Raw genomic sequence first — 23,691 nt, 5'->3', positions numbered from 1 at the left:
GACCGCCTCGCCGGAGCGAGGCGGACCATTCGTGTTGTAGCCCCGACCGGATTCGAACCGGCGCTACCGCCTTGAGAGGGCGGCGTCCTGGGCCGCTAGACGACGGGGCCAAGACTTTCCCTGCTTCCACCGCCCCTGCGAGCGGTGCCGCTGTAGTCTAGCGGCGTCCCCTGAGGGGGCCGGCACCGGGTCGGGCGGGGCGCGCGGGCCTCCGCGACGCCGGGGTGCCGGGCGGCCGGCACGCGGTCGCCGGAGGAAACCGGGCAGAGACGGCCGGGCGGGCAGGATCGGCGAAGACCGGGCGGGTGGCACCGGACCCGGCCGGGAACGCGAAACGGCCCGCCTCACCAGGATGAGACGGGCCGATCATGCTGTAGCCCCGACCGGATTCGAACCGGCGCTACCGCCTTGAGAGGGCGGCGTCCTGGGCCGCTAGACGACGGGGCCAGAACTTCCTTGCCACACCGCTCTCCCGAGCGGCGCTGCTGGACTCTATCAGAGAGAACCTCCGACTCCCTGACGGGAATCGGAGCTGCTCTCCATCGAGATCCAGCGCCCGAGGCTCTCTCGAACCTCGGCTGCGCTGGGGTACCAGGACTCGAACCTAGACTAACTGAACCAGAATCAGTCGGGCTGCCAATTACCCCATACCCCATTGGCCCCTTGCGGCGCCGGGAACAAACTTTACCCTCCCGGTGCCGACAGGCCAAATCGACCCCCCGGAACCGCCTCTGAGCTGCGAAAACCGGACCTCGACCCGGATCAGGCGACGGGCACCACCGGATTGGTCAGCTCCCCGATCCCCTCGATCCGCACGGTGACCGTATCCCCGTCCGTGAGCGGGCTAACCCCCGCCGGCGTGCCCGTGAGCACCACGTCGCCGGGGAGCAGCGTCATCACGTGCGAGACGTACGACACCAGGGCCGGCACGTCGAAGACCATGTCCCGCGTACGGCCGAGCTGGCGGACCTCCATCTCCTCGGGATTGCGACCCACCTCACACCGGACCTCCAGGTCCCGCACGTCGAGCCCGGTCGTGATCCACGGCCCGATCGGGCAGAACGAGTCGAAGCCCTTGGCGCGGGTCCACTGGCCGTCGGAGCGCTGGAGATCCCGGGCCGTGACGTCGTTGGCGCAGGTGTAGCCGAAGATGGCCCGCTCCGCGGCGGCCCGGTCGGCGCGCCGGGCGCCCGGCGCGCCGATCACCACCGCCAGCTCCGCCTCGTGCTCGACGTGCTTGGAGAAGATCGGCAGCCGGATCGCGTCGCGGGGCCCGATCACCGACGTGGACGGCTTGAGGAACAGCAGCGGCTCCTTCGGCACCTCGGTGCCGTGTTCGGCGGCGTGCTCGGCGTAGTTGCGCCCGACGCAGACGACCTTGCTGGGCAGGATCGGCGAGAGCAGCCGGACGTCGGAGAGCGCCCAGCGGGCGCCGGAGAACTGGATCTGGCCGAACGGGTGGCCCTCGATCTCGGCGACGGTCAGGCCCTGCGGGCCCGCCTCCGGCTCGCCCTCGACGACCCCGAACGACATTCCCTTGGCATGAGCAAAACGAGCGATACGCACCAGGCCAATCTAGTCCCGGACGACCCGCACGCCGGCCCAGGCCACGACCCGCCCCAGGCGGATCCCGGCCGGCGGGCAGCAGCGCGGCGGCGCGCCGCCCGGCCCGAGGCGCCGTAGGCGCGCCGTCCGGCCCGCGCGCCCTGGCACCGACCGGCCCGCGCAGCCCCGGGCGTGCCGCCGGGACCGCGCACCCTACGCCACGTTGCGCGTCCCGGGGCGGACTTCGCGACTTCGTACCCGCCCGGCGTCGCCCCGCCCCTAGCGTCGGCTCCGGAGGTTCGTTCGTATGCCTGCATCGACACGACACCACAGGGCCCTCGCAGTGTTCGTCCACTGCCTCGGCATCCTCGCCGCCGCGCCGGCACTGCCCACGGCGGCACCACCCGCGGCGGCCGCGCAGCCACCACCGGCGGCGGCCGCGCAGCCACCACCGGCGGCGGCCGCGCCGACCCCGGCGCCGGCGATGCCGTCGGTGCCGCCCGCGGTGCCCACCCCGACCCGGGCCGCCCCGCCGGTGGCGAAGCCGCCGGTCACGGTGGCGGTGGCGCCGGAGAGCACGCCGGCACCGCGCTACCGGATCCAGGTCCGCAACGCCGGCAACACGCCGGTGGACACCACCGTGCGGCAGGAGCTGCCGCCCGGCGCCTCGGCGACCGCCATCACCACCGGCGGCCGGGCCACCCGCGCCACCGGCCAGTCCGCCACCGCGGTGACCTGGCAGCTCAAGCTGCCCGCCCGCAGCACCACCACCCTGGGCACGACGCTGACCACGGCCGCCCCGGACCGGCCGCTGACCGCGCCGGCCTGCGCCTTCGCCCGCGACGGCAGCCGGCCGTACGACTGCGCGACGGCGACCTGGAACGCGGCCGCGCCGGCGGCGGCAAAGGAGACCCCGGAGACGCCGGCGTGGCGTCGGACGCCCGTGCTGCTGGCCGGGCTGGCCGCGGTGGCGGTGGCGGTGCTCGCGCTCGGCGGCGTCTGGACGTGGCGGCGGCGACGCCGCCGGCCCGTCGCCGCGGCCCTCGCGCCCGGCGGGCGGGGGACCGTCTACCCGCGGCCCGCCACGCCCCGGCCGGCGCAGACCCGCCGCACGCCGTCCGTCTGGCTGATCGTGCCGGTGGCCGCCGCGGTGCTGGCCGGCACGGTGGGCACCGCCGCCTGGACGGCCACCCGGGAGGTCGCGGCCATCGACACCGACAGCCAGCCGACCAGCGGCGCGTGGATCGGCCGGGGCACCAACGGCGCCATCGGCGAGCCGCTGCGCGAGTCGGCGTTCGAGTTCACCGTCTTCCGGGTCGCGTGCGAGCCGGGCCGCGGCGCGCGGCAGTGCCAGGCCACGATCGGGGTGCGCAACCTCACCCCGGAGAAACAGAGCTGGCACGGCCGCCTGCAACGGGCGTACCTGCCGGACGGCAACTTCGTCAGCACCGACGAGCAGGCCACCCGGGCCGCCAACCAGGGCCGCGACGTCTTCGCCCAGCCGATGGCGGGCGGCAGCCGGATGGTGCTGCCGCTGGTCTTCACGGTCGACGGGCAGGCGCCGCCGGAGCAGTTGGAGCTGCGCAGCGGGGTGTTCTCCGCCGGGGTCCGGGTGGACGTGCCCTGACCGGCGGCGGGGCGGCGGTCGTACCCTGGGTCCGTGACCGCCGCCCTCGCCCCGACCGCCGTGCTCGACGCGGCGTGCTGGCGGGCCCGGCGCCGGGCGCACGAGGAGCGGGTCGACGCCTGGCTCACCCCGCACCTGGCGCGCCGCCGCCGGGGCGGGAAGCACCCGGTGGAGGACTTCCTCTTCACCTACTACTCGCACCGGCCGGCCCAGCTGCGCCGGTGGCACCCGGGGGCCGGGGTGGCGCTGCGCGACGCGGACCCGGCCGAGTTCGGCCGGGACTACCGCGCCACCGCCACCGGGGTCACCCTCGACACCGAGGGGGTACGCGCGCGGCGCGCCGAGTCGGTCGAGTGGATCCGGACGCTGCTGGTGGCGACCGCCGGCCGGCCGGCGCACCTCGGCTGTTTCGGGATGCACGAGTGGGCCATGGTCTACCGGCAGACCCAGGCGGAGGTACGCCACAACGCCTGGCCGCTGCGGCTGAGCCCGGAGCGGACCGCGGCCGTGGTGGAGGAGCGCGGGGTGCGGTGCAGCCACTTCGACGCGTACCGGTTCTTCACCGCGCCGGCCCGGTCGTTGAACCTGCTCACCCCGACGCGGGAGACGCAGCACGCCCACGAGCAGCCGGGCTGCCTGCACGCCAACATGGACCTCTACAAGTGGGCGTACAAGCTGTCGCCACTCGTGCCCGCCGAACTCGTCGCGGACTGCTTCGAGCTGGCCAGGGAGATCCGCACCCTGGACATGCGGGCCTCCCCGTACGACCTGTCCGACCTGGGCTACCCGCCGGTGCGGGTCGAGACCCCGGAGGGGCGGGCCGAGTACGCCGCCGCGCAGCGGGGGTTCGCCGACCGGGCCGCCGTGCTGCGAGCCCGGTTGCTGGACGCCCTGCCGGCGTAGATCCGCCGGTCGCGGCCCTCCGGCCCCTCGGCCGCCCTGCCCGCCGGTCGCCGCGGTCGTCCGTCAGTCGCCGTCGACGCGGCGGTCGCGCTTGCGCTGCGACTGGCGCTTCTTCTCGGCCAGCCGGCGTTCCTTGGCCCCGCGCGAGGGCCGGGTCGGCCGGCGGGGCGGGGGCGGCGGGGCCGCCGCCTCGCGCAGCAGCGCGACCAGCCGTTCCCGGGCCGCCTCCCGGTTGGCCAACTGCGCCCGGTGCTCACTGGCGGTGACGGTCAGCACGCCGTCGACGAGCCGCCCGGCGAGCCGGTCCAGCGCCCGCGCCCGCAGCGATTCGGGCACCCCGGGCGAGGCGCCCAGGTCGTAGCTCAGCTCGACCCGGGAGTCGGTGGTGTTGACGCCCTGGCCGCCGGGGCCGGACGAGCGGGAAAAGCGTTCCCGCAGCTCAGCGGCGGGGACGACCCACCGGTCGGTCACCCGCAGTCCGTCGTCCACACCCCGAGGCTAACGCCCCGGCGAGGTGCTCGGGGTGGCGGACGGGCTCGGGGTCGGGCCGGGTGGCGCGGGCTCGGCGTCGGAGTCGACGGCGGCGTACGCGACCGCCCCGACGAGCAGCAGGGCGATCACCCCGATCTTCGTGGTGGCCACCTTGATCAGCAGCCACGCGGTGCGCCGGGCACCGGGCACGGTCTTCTTGACGGTCTGGTAGTCGGCCCACCCGCGTCGCGCCCGGGCGTACGCCGACCCGACACCGGTTCCGATGATCAGGCCCGCCAGCAGGAGGGCCACGATGACAGGACGCTCCACCCACGCCAGTATCCACACTCAGCGTGATATTTCCATTGTCCGATCATTCCGCGCCGGGTATCCGACAGTTCTCACGTTCCCACCGCGGCCCGGGCGGGCATGAGGGCAGCTCAGCCGCCCTTTCCGATGATCGTGTCGGCGGTCTTCTGCACCTGTTCGATGGGGATGGCGAAGCCGATCCCGATGGAGCCGTTGCCGTCGATGGTGGCGATCGCGGTGTTCACCCCCACCACCTCGCCGCGCGCGTTGACCAGCGGGCCGCCCGAGTTGCCCGGGTTGATGGAGGCGTCGGTCTGCACCGCGGTGTGCCGGTTGTCGCCGAGGCGCACCTCCCGGTCCAGGGCGCTCACGATGCCGGCGGTGACGGTGCCGGCCAGCCCCAGCGGCGAGCCGACCGCCAGCACCGGCTCGCCGACCCGGGTCGACCCCGGCTTGGCCAGCGGCAGCGCCGCCAGGCCGGCCGACGGGGGCACCCGGAGCACCGCGAGGTCGCTGCGCGGCTCCCGGCCGACCACCTCGGCGGCGAACCGCCGCCCGTCCGGCAGCTCCACCGTCACCGAGCCGCCACCGCCCTTCGTCAGGATGTGGTCGTTGGTGATGATGTGCTGCTGGTCGTCGACGGCGAAGCCGGAGCCGGTCGCCGAGGCCCCGCCGCCCCCCACGAGCACCGAGACGACCCCCGGCACGGTCTTCTCGGCCGCGGTCACCAGCTCCGCCGGGACCGGGGCCGCCGAGGCCGCCGCCGGGCCGGGCGCGGCGTCCCGGCTGGCCACCACGCCGCCGGCCACCGCGCCGGAGGCGGTGGACAGGGCCACCACCACCAGCCCGGCCAGCAGCCGCCCGTGCCGGCGCCACCCGGCCGGGCCACGGTCCGACCCGGGCCCGTCCCACCGGGAGCGCCCGTCCGGGTCCAGCTCCGGAGAGATGAACCAGGGGCCGCGCGGCTCGCCCAACCCGGTCTGCACTGCCATGCGTACGCTCCTCACGTGTTCTTCTCGGCGGTGGCCGTACGGGTCAGGGCAGTCGGGAGAACCAGCGCATCGAGCCGGCCGCGGCGCCCATGGCGAACACCAGTCCCAGGCCGATGAAGCGGGCCGAGACGTCCTGCCGTTCGGTGCGGTAGCCCACCGAGGTGCCGATGTCGTCGTAGACGGCACGCAGTTCGTCGCTGGTGTGGGCCTCGTGGAACCCGCCCCCGGTCTCCTCGGCGACCGCGCGCAGGGTCTGCCCGTCCACCGGCACCTGGATCGGCCGGCCGCCCCGGTCCACCGTGCCGCCGGGGGTGCCGAACGAGATGGTGTGCACCGGCACCTTCATGGTCACCGCGTCGGCCGCCGCCTCCATCGGGTCCATGCCGGAGGTGTTCGCGCCGTCGGAGAGCAGGATGATCCGGGCCGGCGGCGGGTCCTTGGCCGCCTGGCTGTCGAAGCCCTTCACCGCGCCGAGCGAGGTGCTGATGGCCTCGCCGATGGCGGTGCCCTGCACCCCGGTGGCCCCCTCGACCAGCCGCTCGACCCCCTCGTGCAGCGCCTCCCGGTCGGTGCTCGGCGGCACCAGCACCGCCGCGCTGCCCGCGAAGGCGACCAACCCGACGTTGAACTCGTCGGGCAGGCTGTCGACGAAGCGCCGGGCGGACTCCTTGGCGGCGCTGAGCCGGTCGGGTTCCACGTCGCCGGCGAGCATCGAGGTCGAGACGTCCACGGCCACCATCACCGTCGCCCGCTCGCGGGGGACCCGCACCTCCGCCGTCGGCCGGGCGAAGCCGACCACCAGCAGCGCCAGCATGGCGAGGAAGAGCCCGGCCGGCAGGTGCCGCCGCCAGGTCGGCCGCTGCGGCGCGACCCGGTCGAGCAGCCGCAGGTTGGTGAAGCGGACGGCGTACCGGCTGCGCCGGCGCTGCGCCAGCAGGTAGCCGACGGCCAGGGCGAGCACTCCGAGCAGCAGCCAGAGCCGGGCGGGTGACTGCCAGATCACGCCGCACCTCCCCGGGCCGCGCCCGCCGGGGCCGCCACCAGCCGCCGCTGGGCGTGCACGTGGCGCACGATGTCCGCGCTCCAGTCGCGGTCGGTACGCAGCGGCAGGTGGGTCGCCCCGCTGCGACGCAGCGCCTGGCCCACCTGGTCGCGCTGGGCGGCGGCGGCGGCCGCGTACCGCTCGCGCAGCCGGGGGTCGCCGGTCCACACCTCCCGCGTCCGGCCGGTCTCCGGGTCGACCAGGGTGATCAGGCCGACGTCCGGCAGTTCCAGTTCGCGCGGGTCGGTGACCTGCACGGCGAGCACCTGGTGCCGCACGGCGAGCCGGCGCAGGGGCGCCTCCCAGGACGGCGCGTGCCGGGGGTCGTCGGGCAGGCCGTCGAGGAAGTCCGAGACCACCACGACGAGGCCGCGCCGCAGCGCCACCCGGTGCACGGCGGCCAGCCCGTCGGCCAGGTCGGGGCCGCCGGGCGGCGGGCGGCGCTCGTCGTACGCGCTGGCGCGCGGCGCGGTCAGCAGGGCCCGGAGCAGCCCGAGCAGGTGGGTACGCCCGCTGCGGGGCGGGAAGCGACGCAGCCCGGCCGGGCCGAGCACCTGCGCGCCGAGCCGGTTGCCGACCCCGGCGGTGAGGAAGCCGACCGCCGCCACGGCCGCCACGGCCAGTTCGCGTTTGTCCAGCTCGGCGGTGCCGTACTCCATGCTGGGGCTCGCGTCCACCAGCAGCCAGGTGGTCAGCTCCCGGTCGGCGTCGACCTCGCGGACGTGCGGGACCGTGGTCCGGGCGGTCACCGCCCAGTCCATCCGGCGCACCTCGTCCTCACCGGGGCGGTACTCCCGGCTGCCGGCCGGCTCGCTGCCCGGCCCGGGGAGCAGGCCGCGGTACCGGCCGTGCAGCAGGCCGTCGAGCCGCCGGGTGACGGTCAGTTCCAGCCGGCGCAGCCGCCGGTCCGGGGCGAGGTCGGCCAGCCCCGGGTCGGCCGGCACGGACGCCGGCGCGGTGGCCCCGCGCCACCTCATGCCGCCGCCAGGTCGGTCGCGAACTCGGGGTGGCCGGTGGCGACGCGGGGCGGCGGCACCGCCTCGACCAGCCGGTGCACCAGCGACTCGGCGGACACCCCGTCGGCGACCGCGTCGAAGGAGAGCACCAGCCGGTGGGCCAGCACGTCGACGGCCAGCTCGCGGATGTCCTCGGGCAGCACGTACTCCCGGCCGCGCAGCAGCGCCTGGGCCCGGGCGGCGGCGACCAGCCCGAGCGTGGCCCGGGGGCTCGCCCCGTACGCGAGCAGCGGGGCGATCTCCGGCAGGCCGAACCGGCCGGGGTCGCGGGTGGCGAGGATGAGCCGGACGACGTACTCGGCGAGGGCGTGGTGCACGAAGACGTGGGTGGCGCGGGCCTGGAGGTCGCGCAGCCGCTGCGGGTCGAGCACCCGCCGGGCGGTGGGCCGGTCGGCGCTCATCCGGTAGAGGATGGCCAGCTCGTCGGCGTCGCTCGGGTAGTCGACCACGATCTTCATCAGGAACCGGTCGCGCTGCGCCTCCGGCAGCTGGTAGACCCCCTCGGACTCGATCGGGTTCTGGGTGGCCAGCACCAGGAACGGGTCGGGCACGGCGTAGCTGCGCCCGCCGATGGAGACCTGGCGCTCCGCCATCGCCTCCAGCAGCGCGGACTGCACCTTTGCGGGGGCGCGGTTGATCTCGTCGGCGAGCACCAGGTTGGCCATGACCGGGCCCAGCTCGATGTCGAAGGTCTCCTTCGACGCCCGGTAGATCCGGGTGCCGACGATGTCCGACGGGACGAGGTCGGGGGTGAACTGGATCCGGGAGAAGGTGCCGCCGACCACGGTGGCGAGGGTCTGCGCGGCGAGGGTCTTGGCCACCCCGGGCACGCCCTCCAGAAGGCAGTGCCCGTCGGCGACGAGGGCGGTGAGCAGGCGCTCGACGAGCCGATCCTGCCCGACGATCACGCGTTTGACCTCGAAGAGGGTCTGTTCCAGCTCGGCGGAACTCGCGTCGGGATCGGCCGGGCTGGGCACGCTGGCCAGGGTGTCCGAGATGTCCGTCACGGTGCTTGCTTCCCGTGGCGGCCCTCGGACAAACGTCGGATTATCAGCGCCTGGGCGGTCCTTACCGGCCCGAACCGGGACGAGCCTCCCGGGCCGGCAGCGACGACGCGGCCGGCCACACACTGGCGGGGGCACCCGCGTACCCGACTCGACCGCCGGTGGTCCGCCGCGTGGCGCCGGCCCCCACGGGCGGTGGGGGCCGGCGCGTCAGCGGTGCGTCAGTTGGTGATGGCCAGGTGGAAGGGCCGGTCGGACGGGCTGCCGGACGAGTTGCGGGTCTGGACGAAGACCGCGTTCGGCGTCTGGAGCCGTGGCGCCACCGAGATCTCCCCGCCCGGCGGCACGTTGTACGGGTCGGTGGTGCCGATGGTGGCCTGGTAGCCCTTCAGCGTGACGTTGTAGGTGAACAGGACCTGGTACTGCCCGGGGCCGTACCTGGTGGCGGAGACCACCTCGGGCGAGCCGCGGAGCAGCGTGCCGCCGCTGCTGACGACGGCGAAGGAGATGGTGCCCGGCGCGGTCGCCTGCGTGGACGGTCCCTGCGCCAGCGCGGCCTTGGCCTTGCGGGCCTCGGCGGGGGTCACCGCCGGCTGGGCGCCGTCGCCTGGCTGGCGGGCGGACGGCGCGGTGACCTCGGCGGGCGCCTTCGCCGCCGGCTGGGCGACGGCGATGCCGCCCCCGGCCAGGGTGAGCGCCAGGGCGGCGAAGGCCACCGCCACCGCCTTGCGTCGGAAGAGTGTGGTCATGACAGGGTCTCCCTTTTGTTGACCGTTCGGATTCGGCCGCTCCCGCGTTGCCATGGGGCGGCAGATTTCCATTCTGGGGCCGGGAAAATGAGCGACAACCGCCGGAAGCCCGCACTTCAGGCCGCACCATAGATGTTGCCGTCTCGACGATTTCCACCGGCCTTGAGCAGGTGTTACTACTCAGAGTTTCGACGTCTCAACCCACTGGAACGTAGCATCGCAAAAAGCCGGACGTCAATAGTTGATCACGCCCCACCAAATCAGTCGGCAGCCGTCGACAATTTGTGAAAAGCGAATGGCCCCGCATTCACGAATGGGCGTGACGGAGGCGACGGGGCCGCGGCGCGCGGGGGGCCGGGCTATTCTCCAGCCATGATCACGCCAGGCCCGCCCATGACCACCCGGGCGCGGGCATGACCACCGGGGCGGCGGAACGGGTGACGGGCAGCCGGGCGGGACGATCGGGCACCGCGCTCTGCTGGGCGGCCGTCGCGCCCGGGGCCGCCTGGGCAGCCCTGCGGCTGGCCGGCCTCGACCATGGGCCGCTGGTCCAACTGCTGGCCTTCACCCCGTACGTGGCCGCCGGGAGCCTGCTGCCGCTGGTGCTCGCGCTCGCCCTGCGGCGCCGGTGGCCCGCGGTGGTCGCGGCGATGGTCACGACGGCGCTGGTGGCCGTGGTCACGCCCCGGGCCCTGCCCGCCGGGCAGCCCTCGGCCGCGGGGCCGACGGTGCGGGTGCTGACCGCCAACCTGCTCGCCGGGGCCGCCGACGCGCGGGCGCTGGTCGACCTGGTCGAGCGGCACCGCGTCGACGTGCTGACCGTGCAGGAGTTCACCCCCGGGGCCGCGGCGGAGCTGGACCGGCTCGGCCTGGACCGGCTGCTCCCCCACCGGCACCTCGACCCGCAGCCGGGCACGGTCGGCTCCGGGCTCTACGCCCGGTTCCCGGTCGACGAGGGCGGCGTCCGGCGCAATCGCGGCGGTTGGGGCTTCGACCAGGCGTACGGCACGGTGACGGTGCCCGGGGCGCCGCCGGTGCGGGTCGAGTCGGCGCACCCGGCGGCGCCGTACGCGGTGGACCAGGTCGGCCACTGGCGCACCGACCTGGCCGCGCAGCCGCCCGCGACGCCGGACGGGCCGCTGCGGATCCTGGCCGGCGACTTCAACGCCACCCTCGACCACGCCCCGCTGCGCGCCCTGCTGGCCACCGGCTACGTCGACGCCGCCGACGAGGTCGGCGCCGGCCTCACCGGTACCTGGGGCCCCTACGACGGCGACCCGATCCCGCCGGTGACCATCGACCACGTGCTGGTCGACCGCCGGATCGCCGTACGGGCGGTGGCCGTGCACCGGGTGCCGGGCAGCGACCACCGCGCCGTCCTGGCCGAGCTGCGCCTGCCGGCCGGCTGACCCGCCGGCCGCCACGCTGGCCGGTGCCCGCGCGGTGTCCACCGGCGTCCGGCGTGGCCGGCGGCGCCGGGAGCGGGCCGCCTCAGACCCGGGCGCGGTCGAGGCCGTAGGTGAGGGCGTCGACGAGGGCGTGCCAGCTCGCCTCGACGACGTTGGGGTGCACGCCGACCGTGGTCCAGTCGCGGCCGTTGCGGTCGGCGGTCTCCAGCAGCACCCGCGTCACCGCTCCGGTGCCGCTGCTGCCCTCCAGGATCCGCACCTTGAAGTCGGCCAGCTCGAAGTCGCGCAGCTGCGGGTAGTGCCGGGCCAGCCCGGCCCGCAGCGCCTCGTCCAGGGCGTTGACCGGGCCGTTCCCCTCCGCGGTGGCGATCACCCGCTCCCCGCGTACGCGGATCTTGACGGTTGCCTCGGAGACCACCGCGCCGTCCTCCCGGTGCTCGACCAGCACCCGGTACGACTCCAGCGTGAACGGCCTCGGCGGCGCGGTGTCCAGCTCGGCGCGGACCAGCAGCTCGAACGAGGCGTCGGCGGCCTCGAACGACCAGCCGTCGGCCTCCAGCTCCTTGACCCGCCCGGTCACCCGGGACAGCGCCTCCGGATGGCCGGCCAGGTCCAGGCCGAGCTCGCGGCTCTTGAGCTCGACGCTGGCCCGGCCGGCCATCTCGGTGACGAGGATCCGCATGTCATTGCCCACCACCTGTGGGTCCACGTGGTTGTAGAGCAGCGGATCCACCTTGATCGCGCTCGCGTGCAGCCCCGCCTTGTGGGCGAAGGCCGCGGCCCCGACGTAGGCCTGGTGGGTGTCGGGGGCGATGTTGGCGATCTCGGCGATGGCGTGGGAGACCCGCACCATCTGCCCCAGGCAGCCCTCCGGTAGGACGGGCAGCCCGAGCTTGAGCTGGAGGTTGGCGACCACGGCGAAGATGTCGGCGTTGCCGGGGCGTTCGCCGTAACCGTTCGCGGTGCCCTGGAAGTGCCGCACCCCCGCCTCGACGGCGGCGATCGTGTTCGCCACGGCACAGGCCGTGTCGTTCTGGCAGTGGATGCCGAGCAGCTCCGGGCCCACGCCCAGCCGGGCGGTCAGGTCGGCGATGGCGGCGCTCACCTGGGAGGGCAGCATGCCGCCGTTGGTGTCGCAGAGCACGAACCGCTCGGCGCCGGCGGCGAGCGCGGTCTCCACCACGGAGGCCGTGTACGCCGGGTCGGACCGGTAGCCGTCGAAGAAGTGCTCGCCGTCGACGAAGACCCGGCGGCCCTCCGCCACCAGGTGCGCCACGGTGTCGTGGACCATCGCCAGGTTCTCCCCGGCGGTGGTGCGCAGCGCCCGCTCGACGTGCCGCAGGTCGGCCTTGGCGACCAGGGCGACCGCCGGGGTCTGCGCGTCGAGCAGACCGCGCACCTGCGGGTCGTCGGCGACCTGCACCCCGGCCCGGCGGGTGGCCCCGAACGCCACCAGCAGCGCGTGTCTCAGGTCCAGCTCGCTGCGCGCCCGGCGGAAGAACTCCGTGTCCTTCGGCACCGCGCCCGGCCAGCCGCCCTCGATGAAGCCGACCCCGAGCTCGTCGAGCAGCCGCGCCACCGCGAGCTTGTCGACCACCGAATAGCTGAGCCCCTCGCGCTGGGCACCGTCGCGCAGCGTCGTGTCGTACACCTGGAAGGTCATCAGGGATCCTTTCGAGAGCAACAAAAAGACCCCCCGCGGATGCGGGAGGTCTGCGCGCTCGGCGGAGGGGAGGCCGGCGCGCTAGGTGCGAATAATCAGGTAGGTGCTGGTCACGATCGCCACTCTGCCACCCGGGCACTGGTTTTGGGAGGCATAGTCCACATGACGGGACGGTGACGGAGGGTCGCGATACCCCGGCCGGCGCCCGCACGCGGGCGGAACCGGAAGCCGGTGATCCACTTCACAAGTAACCCGGCCGCCGCCAGGCGGAAACAGCGCTGAGGAAGTATCTGGAACCGATCCAGTTTTACCGGCCTCGTGCCACTGTCAAGGAGGACCTGTGCTCACTGTCGGTGACCGCTTCCCCGAGTACGAACTCACCGCCTGCGTGTCGCTGGACGCCGAGAAGGCGTTCGAGACGATCAACCACAAGTCCCACGAGGGCAAGTGGCGGGTCGTCTTCTTCTGGCCGAAGGACTTCACCTTCGTCTGCCCGACGGAGATCGCCGAGTTCGGGCGGCTGAACGACGAGTTCGCCGACCGGGACGCCCAGGTCCTCGGCGTGTCGGTCGACAACGAGTTCGTCCACTACGCGTGGCGCAAGGACCACCCGGACCTGCGCGAGCTGCCGTTCCCGATGCTCAGCGACATCAAGCGCGAGCTGACCGCCGCCTGCGGCGTGCTCGGCGAGGACGGCGTGGCCCAGCGGGCGACCTTCATCGTCGACCCGAACAACGAGATCCAGTTCGTCATGGTGACCGCCGGTTCGGTCGGCCGGAACGTCTCCGAGGTGCTGCGGGTGCTCGACGCCCTGCAGACCGACGAGCTCTGCCCATGCAACTGGAACAAGGGCGGCGAGACCCTGGACGCCACCAAGCTGCTCGCCGGCGCCGGGGCCTGACCGTGGGTCTGGACGCGGTCAAGGCGGCTCTGCCGGAGTACGCCAAGGACATCAAGCTCAACCTCGGCTCCACCATCGGCACCAGCACGCTGAAGCCGGAGCAGGCGTGGGGCACCGCCCTGGCCTGCGCCGTCGCCGCGCGCAACCCGGTGGTGCTGCGGGAGATCGCCGACGAGGCGGCCACCCACCTCGGGCCGGAGGCGATCGAGGCGGCCAAGGGCGCCGCCGCGATCATGGCGATGAACAACGTCTACTACCGGGCCAAGCACCTGATCGGCGACGAGCAGTACCAGTCGATCCCGGCGCGGCTGCGGATGCAGATCATCGCCAAGCCGGGCGTGGAGAAGGCCGACTTCGAGCTCTGGTGCCTGGCCGTCTCGGCCATCACCGGCTGCGGCGTGTGCCTGGAGTCGCACGAGAAGACCCTGCGGGGCGCGGGCTTCAGCCGCGAGCAGGTGCACGAGGGGCTGCGCATCGCCGCCGTCGTGCACGCCGCCGCGGTCACCCTGGACGCCCAGGCCGCGCTCGCCTGACGCGTACGCCCCGGTGGGGCGGCCGCCCCCCACCGCGCCCCCCCCCCGCCCCCCGCCCCCCCCCCCGCGGGGGCCGCGCCCCCCGCCGCCGCCCCCCCCCCACCGCCGTCTCCGGCACCGGCCCACCGCCGGTCCCCCGCCGTTTCCGGCGGCGACCGCCCGGGTAGCTCCTCCCCGGACGAGGACTCGATCCGGCGAGACGACTGGCGACAGTCGGGGCAGGAGTTGTCACATGGACAGGCTCGACCCGCACAGCACGCACGGCAGCCCGGACCCGGTGCGCCACGGCGGCCAGGGCGAGTTCGCCGGCGGCGCGCCCGCCGGCACGTTCGACCCGTGGCGCTACCGGGACACGGCGCGGGTGGCCGACGCCGACCTGGTCGGCTACAAGGTCGAGGCCACCGACGGCGGCATCGGCAAGATCGACAACGCCAGCCACGAGGTCAACGACAGCTACCTGGTGGTGGACACCGGACCGTGGATCTTCGGCCGGAAGGTCATGATCCCGGCCGGCACGGTGAACCACGTCGACCACGACGAGCGCAAGGTCCACGTCGACCGGAGCAAGGACCAGATCAAGGCCGCCCCGGAGTACGACGAGACCGCCGACACCGACCCCACCTACCGGGACCGGCTCGGCGGCTACTACGGCGAGACGTACTCGGCGATCCCGCCCGGCACCGCCCGGTAGTCACCGGCGCGCGACAGTCTCCCGCCACCCGCGGGAGACCGTTACCGTGTCAACGTGGACGCCCCCGAGGTCAACCGCAGGATCCCGTTCGCCACGATGTTCAACTTCCGCGACGTCGGTGGCCACTCCGGCCACGACGGGCGCACCGTCCGCCGGGGCCGGCTCTACCGCTCCGACTCGCCGCACCGCATCGACGACGCCGACCGGGAGGCGTTCGCCGCCCTCGGCGTGCGCACGGTCATCGACCTGCGCCGCCCCTACGAGGTGGAACGCGACGGCCGGATTCCCCACTTCGACGGCCTGACCTGGCGCAACATCCACCCCGAGCACGCCGAGTGGGGCGAGCGGCCCTACCAGCCGGGCAGCGACCTGGCCCGCTACCTGGCCGACCGGTACGCCGACCTCGCGGAGACCGGCACGGCCGGGCTCGCCGAGGCCGTCGGGCTGATCGCCGACAGCGCCAACGCGCCCGTGGTGGTGCACTGCGTCGCCGGCAAGGACCGCACCGGCATCGTCTGCGGGCTCACCCTCGCGGTGCTCGGCGTCGACGACGACGAGATCGCCGCCGACTACGCGCTGAGCACCGAGGCCGGCGAGCGGTACCGCGCCTGGTTCGAGGCCACCGGGCAGCAGGCGGGGCACACCCTGCCGGTGCTGACCTGTCCCGCCGAGGCCATGACGCTCTTCCTCGCCGAGCTGCGGGCGGCCCACGGCTCGGTCGAGGGCTACCTGCGCCACGCCGGCGTCACCGACGCCCAGCTCACCGCCCTCCGCGACCACCTGCTCGACTGACGCGGGCGCGGCCGACGGCGACGCCGCCCCCGCGCCGGAACGGCACGGGGGCGGCACGCTCGGGCGTACGGGTCAGAGAATGCGCCGGACCCAGCCGTGCGGGTCGTCGGCCACGCCCCGCTGGAGGTCGACGAGCTGCTGGCGCAGGGCCATGGTGACCTGGCCGGGCCCGCCGTCGCCGACCAGGAACTCGCCGTCGGGGAAGCGCACCTGCCCGATCGGGGTGATCACGGCGGCGGTGCCGCAGGCGAACACCTCGCGGAGCCGGCCGCTGGCCGCGTCGGCCTGCCAGTCGGCGAAGCTCACCGGCCGCTCCTCGACCCGGTGCCCCGCGCCGGCGGCCAGCTCGAGCACCGACTCCCGGGTGATGCCGGGCAGGATCGTGCCGGTCAGCGGCGGGGTGACCACGGTGCCGTCGTCGTAGACGAAGAAGACGTTCATGCCGCCCAGCTCGTCGACGTAGCGGCGCTCCACCGCGTCGAGGAAGACCACCTGGTCGCAGCCGTGCTCGATCGCCTCGGCCTGGGCCACCAGCGAGGCGGCGTAGTTGCCGCCGCACTTCGCCGCGCCGGTGCCCCCGGGGGCGGCCCGGGTGTAGTCCGGGGAGACCCAGACCGTCACCGGCTTGACCCCGCCGGAGAAGTACGCGCCGACCGGCGAGGCGATCACCACGTAGAGGTATTCGTTGGCCGGGCGGACGCCGAGGAACACCTCGCTGGCGAACATGAACGGACGCAGGTAGAGGCTGCCGTCCTCGCCCTCGGGAATCCAGTCCCGGTCGACCTCGACGAGCCGGCGCAGCGAGTCGACGAACGACTCCTCGGGCAGCGGCGGCATCGCCATCCGCCGGGCGGACGCGGCGAACCGGGCGGCGTTGGCCTCCGGCCGGAACATGGTGACCCCGCCGTCGGGCGTCCGGTACGCCTTCAGGCCCTCGAAGATCTCCTGCGCGTAGTGCAGGACCGCGGCGGCCGGGTCCATCGGGATCGGCGCGCGCGCCTCGACCCGGGCGTCGTACCAGCCCTTGCCGTCGGCGTAACGGATGGTGACCATGTGGTCGGTGAAGACCCGCCCGAACCCGGGGTTGGCCAGCAGGGCGGCCCGGTCGGCGACGGATACCGGCGCGGGATTCGGACGGATCTCGAAGTCGAGCTTGTCACCACCGCTCATCGCGCTGACCTCCCTGGGGACGGACGGCACACGGGTCCGCATGCCGAGAAAGATGGTGCGAGAAACTTACCCCGAACGGTCGTTCAGGGGGTAGCTACGCCCGGCGCATCGACGGCGCCGGACGGGTGACCCGCTGCGGCGCCGGTGGCGTCGGCGGGAGGGAGGGGCGCCCCGGTGGGCGGGCCCGCCGGCGTCAGGAGGCGGCGTACCCGGCCAGCCGGTCGCCGACCTCCTCGGTGCGCAGCGGTACGCCCGGGGCCCGGCCGGCCAGCTCCGTGCCGACCGCGGCGGTGACCCGGGCCGCGGCGTCGGCGTGCCCGAGCTGGTCGAGCAGCAGCGCGGCCGAGAGCACGGCCGCCACCGGGTCGGCCACGCCGCGCCCGGCGATGTCCGGCGCGGAGCCGTGCACCGGCTCGAACATCGAGGGGTAGGCCCCCTCGGGGTTGATGCTGCCGCTGGCCGCCAGCCCGATCCCGCCGGTGACCGCCGCGGCGATGTCGGTGAGGATGTCGCCGAACAGGTTGTCGGTGACCACCACGTCGTAGCGCTGGGGCTGGGTGACCAGGAACATCGCGGCGGCGTCGACGTGCTGGTACTCCGTGGACACGTCGGGGTGCTCGGCGGCGACGGCCTCGAACGCGCGCGCCCACAGCGAGCCGGCGTGGGTGAGCACGTTGGTCTTGTGCACCAGGGTGACCTTGCGCCGCTCGCGGCGCGCGGCGCGGGCGAAGGCGTCGCGGATCACCCGCTCCACCCCGTGCCGCGTGTTCAGGCTCTCCTCGGTGGCGACCTCGGCGGGGGTGCCGCGGTGCAGCGCGCCACCGGCGCCCGCGTACAGGCCCTCGGTGCCCTCGCGCACCACCACCATGTCGACCTCGCCGGGCTTGACGCTGGCCAGCGGCCCGGCCACGCCGGGCCAGAGCCGCGCCGGACGCAGGTTGACGTACTGGTCGAAGGCGAACCGCAGCTTGAGCAGCAGGCCCCGCTCCAGCACGCCCGGCGGCACGGTGGGATCGCCGACCGCACCGAGCAGGATGGCGTCGTGCCCGGCCAGCTCGGCCAGCACCGAGTCGGGCAGCACCTCGCCGGTGCGGTGCCAGCGGGCGGCGCCGAGGTCGTACTCGGTAATCTCCACCCCCGGGAGCACGGCGTCGATGACCTTGCGGGCCTGCGCGACCACCTCGGGTCCGATCCCGTCCCCGGCCACCACCGCGATCCGTGCCACGTCCTGCGCTCCTTCGCCTCGCCGTTGGGTCCGACCGTACGCCGCTGTCCCGCCTCCCGGTACGAAGGTTCCACCATTCGGGAAACCGGAATGCACAGGAGGCTCTCAGGTGACATTCATGGTGGGGTCATCTCCGCTGCCTAGCGTGGTGACGAGCGGGTCACGGGGGCCCGCGACGGCACCGCGACGACGCGGCCCGCCGGCAGCGAGGGAGCACTGTCATGCGGATCGACCAGCAGCCACGGACCCGCTGGGTGGACCAGCCGGCCTTCCAGCCCCGCCGGCCGGACCTGCGGCTCGGCGCCCGCAGCCACCGCGTCGACCGCCCCGGCGCGGCCACCGGCGACCGGATCGCCGTCCAGCACACCGTGCGGACCTCGACGGCGGAATACTCGCTGCTGCTCAACGCGCCCGAGTGGCTGGGCCGCCGGGGCGTCGGGGACGCGCTGCGCGACGCGGTGGCGGAACTACGGGCCATCGACCTCACCTACGGCCCGAGCCGGCCCGAGAGCCTGGTCTCCCGGCTGCGCCGCGGCGAGATCAGCCCCGAGTCGTACCCGCCGCTGGCCGACCTGGTCGACCGCTGCGCGGCGATGCGGGCGGCCACCGACGGCTGGTTCGACGCCTGGGCGGTGCCCGGCGGCTTCGACCCGGGCGGCCTGCTCGGCGGGTGGGCGGTCGAGCGCGCCGCCGCCCGGCTGCGCGCCGCCGGCATCCACGACTACGCCGTGCTCACCGGCGCCGACCTGGTCGTACGAGGGCACGCGGCGCACGGCGGCCCGTGGCGGGTGGCGGTGCACCACCCGACGGACCGGCGCCGCGCGCCGCTGGTGCTGGAGATGACGGCGGGCGCGGTCGGCACGTCCGGGGTGAGCGGCCGGCAGGGGCACGTGGTGGACCCGCACACGGGCGAGCCGGCCGAGCAGTTGGTCGCCGCGACGGTGGTCGGCCCCGACCTCGCCGTCGCCGACGCCTACGCCACCGCGCTCTACGCCGCCGGGCCGGCCGGTCTCGTCTGGTTCCGCAACGGGTCGGACTACCGCGCGCTCTTCGCCCACCGCCGCTGAGCCGCCGCCCGGTGCCGTGCGGTCGGCCGGGTGCCGCCCGGTCGGCCGGGTGCCGCGCGGCGCGCCGAGCCGCCCGGCGGCGGGCGATGCGGAGGCCCGGTGAGCGCGATCGGCCCCCACGGTCTCGGCAACGACCGTGAGGGCCGGTCAGCGACGAATGCGCGTGGCTCGCGCAATCGAGGGGTGCGGGCCGGTCGGCCGGACGTCGACCTCGCCACCCGAAGACGGGCCTACGCCGCGAGCTCGGCCAGTGACCGCACCGGTACGCTAGCGAATCGACGTAACTCGACGCAAGGGTCTCCACACCGGACCGTCGCGGCACGGAAAGGCCCGTCGGCGGGGCGATTTCGACGGGGTGAACGGCGGATGGCACGCTGTCCGCCGTGAGTTTCGATCTGAGCGTGTGGGCCCTGGCGGACGGGGCGACACCCGAGGACGTGCGGGCCGCGGTGCGGCGCTGCCGGCAGGGGCAGCACGTCGAGCGCCACCCGGATCCGCGGGTGGTGGCGTTCTACCGGGCGATCACCACCAGCTATCCGGACCGGCCCACCGGGCGGGACACCCCGTGGGCGGTGGCCCCGCTGCACGCGGCGAACGACCACGTCGAGCTGAACCTGCACCCGACCTGTCCGGACCAGGTGCTGCTCGACATCGAGCGGCTGGCCGGCGAGCACGACCTGATGCTCTTCGACGCCCAGGACGGCTCGGTCTACCCGCCGCCGGCGCGCCTGCCCGGCTGACCGCCCGGCACCACGACGTCCCCGCCGCCGGCTGACCGCCCGACGGACGACGAACGGCCCGCCGCCACGGAGCGGCCCGCGCGCGACGACGGGCCCGCCGCCCCGGCGGACGACAAAGGGCCCGGCGGAATCGCCGGGCCCCCGTTGTCGTGCGTTCAGCTCACTCGTCGCGCAGGTCGGCGGCGCTGGCCGCGACCGCCCCGATCGAGTCCGCCGCGGAGGTGAGCAGGTCGGCGCCGAGCGCCTGGTCCACCGTGAGGGTCATCAGCGTCTCGCCACCGGCCTCCCGGCGGGCCACCTGCATCGCCGCGATGTTGATGCCGGCCTCGCCGAGCAGGGTGCCGACGGTGCCCACGACGCCCGGCCGGTCGACGTAGCGGAGGAAGACGAGGATGCCCTCCGCGCCGATCTCCACGTCGAAACCGTCCACCTCGGTCAGCTTGAGGACGTCCCGCGTACCCGCCTGGGTGACCGTGCCGGAGACGCTGACCGTACGCCCGTCGGGCAGCGCGCCCCGGACGGTGACCAGGTCGGGGTGGTCGACCGCCTCGGCCTGAGCGACCAGGGTGACCTCGACGCCGCGCTCGGCCGCCAGGTGCGGGGCGTTGACGTAGGTCACCTGCTCCTCGACCACCGAGCTGAACAGCCCCTTGGTGGCGGCGAGCTTGAGCACCGACACGTCGTGGTTGGCGATCTCGCCGCGCACCTCGACGGTGACGCTGGCGGCGACCCCGCCCGCGACGGCGGTGAAGGCCCGGCCGAGCTTCTCGGCCAGCGGCAGCAGCGGCCGGACGTCCTCGGCGACGACGCCGCCGGCCTGTACGTTCACCGCGTCCGGCACGAACTCGCCCTGGAGCGCCAGCTTGACGCTCTTGGCCACGGCCAGACCGGCCTTGTCCTGCGCCTCGGCGGTGGAGGCACCCAGGTGCGGGGTGGCCACCACGTTGTCGAAGGCGAACAGCGGCGAGGAGGTGCAGGGCTCCTTGGCGTAGACGTCCACGCCCGCGCCGGCGACCCGGCCCTCGGCGATGGCGTCGGCCAGGGCCTGCTCGTCGACCAGCCCGCCGCGGGCGGCGTTGACGATCCGGACGCCGGGCTTGACGACGGCCAGCTCCTTCTCACCGATCAGGCCGACGGTCTCCGGGGTCTTCGGCAGGTGGATGGAGATGAAGTCGCTCTCCCGCAGCAGCTCCTCCAGGCCCACCAGGCGGACGCCGAGCTGGGCGGCGCGGGCCGGCTGGATGTACGGGTCGTACGCGATCAGCCGGGTGCCGAAGGCGGCGATCCGCTGCGCGAAGAGCACGCCGATGCGGCCGAGCCCGACCACGCCGACGGTCTTGCCCTGGATCTCCACGCCGGTGTACTTCGACCGCTTCCACTCCCCCGCCTTCAGCGCGGCGCTGGCGCTGGCGGTGTTGCGGGCCACGGCCAGCAGGAGCGCGACGGCCTGCTCGGCGGCGGAGACGATGTTGGAGGTGGGGGCGTTGACGACCATGACCCCCCGCGCGGTGGCGGCCGGCACCTCGACGTTGTCCAGGCCCACACCCGCCCGGGCGACGACCTTCAGCCGCGGCGCGGCGGCGATCGCCTCGGCGTCGATCTGGGTGGCGCTGCGCACGATGACGGCGTCGGCCTCGGAGAGCGCCGAGAGCAGGGCCGGACGGTCGGTGCCGTCGACGTGGCGGACGTCGAAGTCGTGGGCGAGCACCTCGATGGCGGCGGGAGCGAGTTCTTCGGCGATCAGTACGACAGGAGTCATTGGTCCTCGTAGTTGTCGTCAGAGCGGTAGGCCGGGCTGCGGGACGCCGCGCTGCGCCCTGCACTGATCCGTGCCATGGCCGTCAGGTGCCGGCTACGCACCTACCCGCGATCGTAGGGGGCCGGCCGGCCGGCATGTCCCGGACCGTGGGGTGAGTGCCCTCACAACAGGTGACGACCTGCCGGTGAACGGCGCACGACGGGGCGCCCGCGCCGCCTCGGCGAGGCGGGCGGGGTCCGTTCGGGCGGGTGGCTCCGGCTCGGATCGGCCGGGTGGCGTCGGCGCGGCGAGCGGTGTCGGTGGGTGGCGGAAAGGCGGCGGCCCGGCCGGACGCCAGGGAGAGCGCCCGGGCCGGGCCGCCGGGGGTGTTCGTCAGGCGGTCTCGGTGATCGGGCGGTCGACCCAGCTCATCATGCCGCGCAGCTTGCGGCCGGTCTCCTCGATCGGGTGCGCCGCGCCCTCGGCCTGCCACTTGCTGAAGTTCGGCCGGCCGGCCTCGTCCTCGGCGACCCACTCCCGGGCGAACTCGCCGGACTGGACCTCGCTGAGGATCTTGCGCATCTCCTCCTTGACCCGGGCGTCGATGACGCGCGGGCCGCGGGAGAGGTCGCCGTACTCGGCGGTGTCCGAGATGCTGTAGCGCATCTTGGCGATGCCGCCCTCGTACATGAGGTCGACGATGAGCTTCAGCTCGTGCAGGCACTCGAAGTACGCCACCTCGGGGGCGTAGCCCGCCTCGGTGAGCACCTCGAAGCCGGTCTGCACGAGCGCCGCCGCACCGCCGCAGAGCACCGCCTGCTCGCCGAAGAGGTCGGTCTCGGTCTCCTCGGTGAAGGTGGTCCTGATCGCGCCGGCCCGGGTACCACCGATGCCCTTGGCGTACGACAGGGCCAGGGCGAGCGCGTTGCCGCTGGGGTCCTGCTCGACGGCGACCAGGCAGGGCACGCCCTTGCCGTCGGCGTACTGGCGGCGCACGAGGTGTCCGGGGCCCTTCGGGGCGACCATCGCCACGTCGACGTCGGCCGGCGGCTTGATCAGGCCGTAGCGGATGTTGAAGCCGTGGCCGAAGAAGAGGGCCTTGCCCGGCTTCAGGTTCGGCGCGATCGAGTCGGCGTAGAGGCGGCGCTGGGCCGTGTCCGGCGCCAGGATCATGATCACGTCGGCCTCGGCCGCCGCCTCGGCCGGCGTGACCACCCGCAGGCCCTGCTCCTCCGCCTTGGCCCGGCTCTTGGAGCCCTCCGGCAGACCGATCACCACGTCGACGCCGGAGTCGCGCAGCGACAGCGCGTGCGCGTGGCCCTGGCTGCCGTAGCCGATCACGGCGACCTTCCGGCCCTGGATCAGGCCCAGGTCGGCGTCGTCGTCGTAGTACACCTCAACGCTCATGATTTTCCCTTTCGTACGGCGGCCCGGGCGGCCCGTCGTGGATCTGTGCGAATGGCGGTTTCCGGCGGCGCGCTGCCCGGCCAGGCGGGCGGGTCGGGCGGCGCGTCGCGTGGGCGGCCGGGGTCAGGCGGCCCGGAGCGAGGGTCCGGCGGTGATGGCACGCGAGCCGCGCCCGATCGCCACCAGCCCCGACTGGACCATCTCCTTGATGCCGAAGGGCTCGAGGTCGCGCAGCAGCGCGTCGAGCTTGTCCGGCGTGCCGGTGGCCTCGATGGTCAGCGTGTCCGGTGCCACGTCGACCACCCGGGCCCGGAACAGGCCGACCGTCTCCAGGACCTGGGCCCGGGCCGCGCGGTCGGCGCGCACCTTGACCAGGAGCAGTTCCCGGGCGACCGAGACCTGCGGGTCCAGCTCGACGATCTTGAGCACGTTGACCAGCTTGTTGAGCTGTTTCGTCACCTGCTCCAGCGGGGACGACTCGGCGTTGACCACGATGGTGATCCGGGAGACGTCCGGGTTCTCGGTCTCGCCGACGGCGAGGCTGTCGATGTTGAAGCCGCGCCGGGAGAACAGGCCGGAGACGCGGGCCAGGACGCCCGGCTTGTTCTCCACCAGCACGGACAGGGTGTGCATCGTCATGCCACGACCTCGCTGCGCACGGTCGCGTCCTGACGCGGGTGGGGGCGGAACCGAATGA

At 74.3% G+C, this 23,691-nt stretch carries 23 protein-coding genes and 3 tRNA genes; 9 read left to right on the top strand and 17 right to left on the bottom strand.

The window, feature by feature from the left end; genetic code table 11:
* Positions 1 to 37 precede the first annotated feature (37 nt).
* The 4 genes from AB0L34_RS13400 to AB0L34_RS13385 all read right to left on the bottom strand — a co-directional run bounded on the left by AB0L34_RS13400 (position 38) and on the right by AB0L34_RS13385 (position 1,566).
* Positions 38 to 110: transfer RNA gene (locus AB0L34_RS13400), tRNA-Glu, on the bottom strand.
* Positions 111 to 374: 264 nt separating this feature from the next.
* Positions 375 to 447 (bottom strand) — tRNA-Glu (locus tag AB0L34_RS13395).
* Between the two features lie 136 nt (positions 448 to 583).
* Positions 584 to 655 (bottom strand) — tRNA-Gln (locus tag AB0L34_RS13390).
* A 107-nt stretch (positions 656 to 762) separates the two neighbouring features.
* Positions 763 to 1,566 carry a fumarylacetoacetate hydrolase family protein gene (locus AB0L34_RS13385; protein WP_357453505.1) on the bottom strand — a complete coding sequence of 268 codons (804 nt, stop codon included), beginning with the start codon at positions 1,564 to 1,566 and terminating at the stop codon, positions 763 to 765.
* 286 nt (positions 1,567 to 1,852) lie between these two features.
* Between AB0L34_RS13385 and AB0L34_RS13380 the strand changes: the two genes are divergently transcribed.
* Together AB0L34_RS13380 and AB0L34_RS13375 are read left to right on the top strand one after the other, a co-directional pair.
* Positions 1,853 to 3,172: a hypothetical protein gene (locus AB0L34_RS13380; protein ID WP_363704641.1), complete on the top strand. Its 1,320-nt coding sequence runs from the start codon at positions 1,853 to 1,855 to the stop codon at positions 3,170 to 3,172.
* A 33-nt stretch (positions 3,173 to 3,205) separates the two neighbouring features.
* On the top strand, positions 3,206 to 4,075 hold the full coding sequence (locus AB0L34_RS13375) for a 3-methyladenine DNA glycosylase (protein ID WP_363704639.1): 870 nt from the start codon (positions 3,206 to 3,208) through the stop codon (positions 4,073 to 4,075).
* Positions 4,076 to 4,138: 63 nt separating this feature from the next.
* Here AB0L34_RS13375 and arfB read toward each other — a convergent pair whose 3' ends face one another.
* From arfB to AB0L34_RS13340, 7 genes are all read right to left on the bottom strand, one after another.
* Entirely contained in the window at positions 4,139 to 4,564 is a 426-nt protein-coding gene (arfB, locus tag AB0L34_RS13370) for an alternative ribosome rescue aminoacyl-tRNA hydrolase ArfB (RefSeq protein WP_357453514.1), read from the bottom strand.
* Between the two features lie 9 nt (positions 4,565 to 4,573).
* Entirely contained in the window at positions 4,574 to 4,876 is a 303-nt protein-coding gene (locus AB0L34_RS13365) for a hypothetical protein (protein ID WP_363704637.1), read from the bottom strand.
* A 110-nt stretch (positions 4,877 to 4,986) separates the two neighbouring features.
* Complete coding sequence (locus AB0L34_RS13360; protein WP_363704635.1) at positions 4,987 to 5,847, bottom strand: trypsin-like peptidase domain-containing protein; 861 nt, start codon at positions 5,845 to 5,847, stop codon at positions 4,987 to 4,989.
* A 43-nt stretch (positions 5,848 to 5,890) separates the two neighbouring features.
* A complete protein-coding gene (locus AB0L34_RS13355) occupies positions 5,891 to 6,850 on the bottom strand; it encodes a VWA domain-containing protein (RefSeq protein ID WP_363704633.1) in 960 nt (319 codons plus the stop codon).
* Positions 6,847 to 7,833, bottom strand: coding sequence for a DUF58 domain-containing protein (locus AB0L34_RS13350; RefSeq protein ID WP_363704643.1), 987 nt, complete (start codon positions 7,831 to 7,833; stop codon positions 6,847 to 6,849). Before AB0L34_RS13350 ends, AB0L34_RS13355 begins: the two co-directional genes overlap by 4 nt.
* A gap of 29 nt (positions 7,834 to 7,862) precedes the next feature.
* The gene (locus AB0L34_RS13345; protein ID WP_357453526.1) at positions 7,863 to 8,912 is read right to left on the bottom strand and encodes a MoxR family ATPase; all 1,050 of its coding nucleotides are present in this window, start codon (positions 8,910 to 8,912) and stop codon (positions 7,863 to 7,865) included.
* Positions 8,913 to 9,130: 218 nt separating this feature from the next.
* Entirely contained in the window at positions 9,131 to 9,658 is a 528-nt protein-coding gene (locus AB0L34_RS13340; RefSeq protein WP_363704631.1) for a hypothetical protein, read from the bottom strand.
* A 413-nt stretch (positions 9,659 to 10,071) separates the two neighbouring features.
* Here AB0L34_RS13340 and AB0L34_RS13335 point away from each other — a divergent pair, with 413 nt between their 5' ends.
* The gene (locus AB0L34_RS13335; RefSeq protein ID WP_363704629.1) at positions 10,072 to 11,067 is read left to right on the top strand and encodes an endonuclease/exonuclease/phosphatase family protein; all 996 of its coding nucleotides are present in this window, start codon (positions 10,072 to 10,074) and stop codon (positions 11,065 to 11,067) included.
* Between the two features lie 82 nt (positions 11,068 to 11,149).
* Here the strand turns inward: AB0L34_RS13335 and cimA are convergent, their stop codons facing one another.
* On the bottom strand, positions 11,150 to 12,730 hold the full coding sequence (gene cimA, locus AB0L34_RS13330) for a citramalate synthase (protein WP_357453533.1): 1,581 nt from the start codon (positions 12,728 to 12,730) through the stop codon (positions 11,150 to 11,152).
* 340 nt (positions 12,731 to 13,070) lie between these two features.
* Between cimA and AB0L34_RS13325 the strand changes: the two genes are divergently transcribed.
* The 4 genes from AB0L34_RS13325 to AB0L34_RS13310 all read left to right on the top strand — a co-directional run bounded on the left by AB0L34_RS13325 (position 13,071) and on the right by AB0L34_RS13310 (position 15,647).
* Positions 13,071 to 13,631, top strand: coding sequence for a peroxiredoxin (locus tag AB0L34_RS13325; RefSeq protein ID WP_350704756.1), 561 nt, complete (start codon positions 13,071 to 13,073; stop codon positions 13,629 to 13,631).
* A 2-nt stretch (positions 13,632 to 13,633) separates the two neighbouring features.
* Entirely contained in the window at positions 13,634 to 14,164 is a 531-nt protein-coding gene (locus AB0L34_RS13320) for a carboxymuconolactone decarboxylase family protein (protein WP_350704754.1), read from the top strand.
* Between the two features lie 232 nt (positions 14,165 to 14,396).
* On the top strand, positions 14,397 to 14,855 hold the full coding sequence (locus AB0L34_RS13315; protein WP_357695361.1) for a PRC-barrel domain-containing protein: 459 nt from the start codon (positions 14,397 to 14,399) through the stop codon (positions 14,853 to 14,855).
* A gap of 54 nt (positions 14,856 to 14,909) precedes the next feature.
* On the top strand, positions 14,910 to 15,647 hold the full coding sequence (locus AB0L34_RS13310; RefSeq protein WP_363704626.1) for a tyrosine-protein phosphatase: 738 nt from the start codon (positions 14,910 to 14,912) through the stop codon (positions 15,645 to 15,647).
* A 72-nt stretch (positions 15,648 to 15,719) separates the two neighbouring features.
* Here the strand turns inward: AB0L34_RS13310 and AB0L34_RS13305 are convergent, their stop codons facing one another.
* Both AB0L34_RS13305 and AB0L34_RS13300 read right to left on the bottom strand, forming a co-directional pair.
* Positions 15,720 to 16,817, bottom strand: coding sequence for a branched-chain amino acid aminotransferase (locus AB0L34_RS13305; protein ID WP_363704624.1), 1,098 nt, complete (start codon positions 16,815 to 16,817; stop codon positions 15,720 to 15,722).
* Positions 16,818 to 17,010: 193 nt separating this feature from the next.
* Positions 17,011 to 18,042, bottom strand: a complete 1,032-nt coding sequence (locus AB0L34_RS13300) for a 3-isopropylmalate dehydrogenase (protein WP_363704622.1) — start codon at positions 18,040 to 18,042, stop codon at positions 17,011 to 17,013.
* A gap of 221 nt (positions 18,043 to 18,263) precedes the next feature.
* On the opposite strand from AB0L34_RS13300, the gene AB0L34_RS13295 reads away from it, so the two are divergent.
* Positions 18,264 to 19,109 carry an FAD:protein FMN transferase gene (locus AB0L34_RS13295; protein ID WP_357453548.1) on the top strand — a complete coding sequence of 282 codons (846 nt, stop codon included), beginning with the start codon at positions 18,264 to 18,266 and terminating at the stop codon, positions 19,107 to 19,109.
* A gap of 383 nt (positions 19,110 to 19,492) precedes the next feature.
* Positions 19,493 to 19,849, top strand: a complete 357-nt coding sequence (locus AB0L34_RS13290; protein ID WP_357453551.1) for a hypothetical protein — start codon at positions 19,493 to 19,495, stop codon at positions 19,847 to 19,849.
* A 160-nt stretch (positions 19,850 to 20,009) separates the two neighbouring features.
* On the opposite strand, the gene serA is transcribed toward AB0L34_RS13290, so the two are convergent.
* The 3 genes from serA to ilvN all read right to left on the bottom strand — a co-directional run bounded on the left by serA (position 20,010) and on the right by ilvN (position 23,633).
* On the bottom strand, positions 20,010 to 21,608 hold the full coding sequence (gene serA / locus AB0L34_RS13285) for a phosphoglycerate dehydrogenase (protein WP_357453554.1): 1,599 nt from the start codon (positions 21,606 to 21,608) through the stop codon (positions 20,010 to 20,012).
* A 372-nt stretch (positions 21,609 to 21,980) separates the two neighbouring features.
* A complete protein-coding gene (gene ilvC / locus AB0L34_RS13280; RefSeq protein ID WP_363704619.1) occupies positions 21,981 to 22,994 on the bottom strand; it encodes a ketol-acid reductoisomerase in 1,014 nt (337 codons plus the stop codon).
* Positions 22,995 to 23,117: 123 nt separating this feature from the next.
* Entirely contained in the window at positions 23,118 to 23,633 is a 516-nt protein-coding gene (gene ilvN, locus AB0L34_RS13275; protein WP_363704617.1) for an acetolactate synthase small subunit, read from the bottom strand.
* Positions 23,634 to 23,691 lie beyond the last annotated feature (58 nt).

The sequence above is a fragment of the Micromonospora sp. NPDC052213 genome, assembly GCF_040679695.1.
Lineage (GTDB): Bacteria > Actinomycetota > Actinomycetes > Mycobacteriales > Micromonosporaceae > Micromonospora.
The sequence above is the reverse complement of the archived record's forward strand: the minus strand, read 5'-3'. Positions and strand labels throughout refer to the sequence as shown.

Excerpts from the sequence above, each read along its gene's own strand:
- AB0L34_RS13335 (WP_363704629.1), top strand. The coding sequence starts at position 10,072 with ATGACCACCGGGGCGGCGGAACGGGTGACGGGCAGCCGGGCGGGACGA.
- AB0L34_RS13305 (WP_363704624.1), bottom strand. The coding sequence starts at position 16,817 with ATGAGCGGTGGTGACAAGCTCGACTTCGAGATCCGTCCGAATCCCGCG.
- ilvN (WP_363704617.1), bottom strand. The coding sequence starts at position 23,633 with ATGACGATGCACACCCTGTCCGTGCTGGTGGAGAACAAGCCGGGCGTC.
- AB0L34_RS13360 (WP_363704635.1), bottom strand. The coding sequence starts at position 5,847 with ATGGCAGTGCAGACCGGGTTGGGCGAGCCGCGCGGCCCCTGGTTCATC.
- AB0L34_RS13340 (WP_363704631.1), bottom strand. The coding sequence starts at position 9,658 with ATGACCACACTCTTCCGACGCAAGGCGGTGGCGGTGGCCTTCGCCGCC.
- AB0L34_RS13380 (WP_363704641.1), top strand. The coding sequence starts at position 1,853 with ATGCCTGCATCGACACGACACCACAGGGCCCTCGCAGTGTTCGTCCAC.
- AB0L34_RS13315 (WP_357695361.1), top strand. The coding sequence starts at position 14,397 with ATGGACAGGCTCGACCCGCACAGCACGCACGGCAGCCCGGACCCGGTG.
- ilvC (WP_363704619.1), bottom strand. The coding sequence starts at position 22,994 with ATGAGCGTTGAGGTGTACTACGACGACGACGCCGACCTGGGCCTGATC.
- serA (WP_357453554.1), bottom strand. The coding sequence starts at position 21,608 with ATGACTCCTGTCGTACTGATCGCCGAAGAACTCGCTCCCGCCGCCATC.
- AB0L34_RS13295 (WP_357453548.1), top strand. The coding sequence starts at position 18,264 with ATGCGGATCGACCAGCAGCCACGGACCCGCTGGGTGGACCAGCCGGCC.
- cimA (WP_357453533.1), bottom strand. The coding sequence starts at position 12,730 with ATGACCTTCCAGGTGTACGACACGACGCTGCGCGACGGTGCCCAGCGC.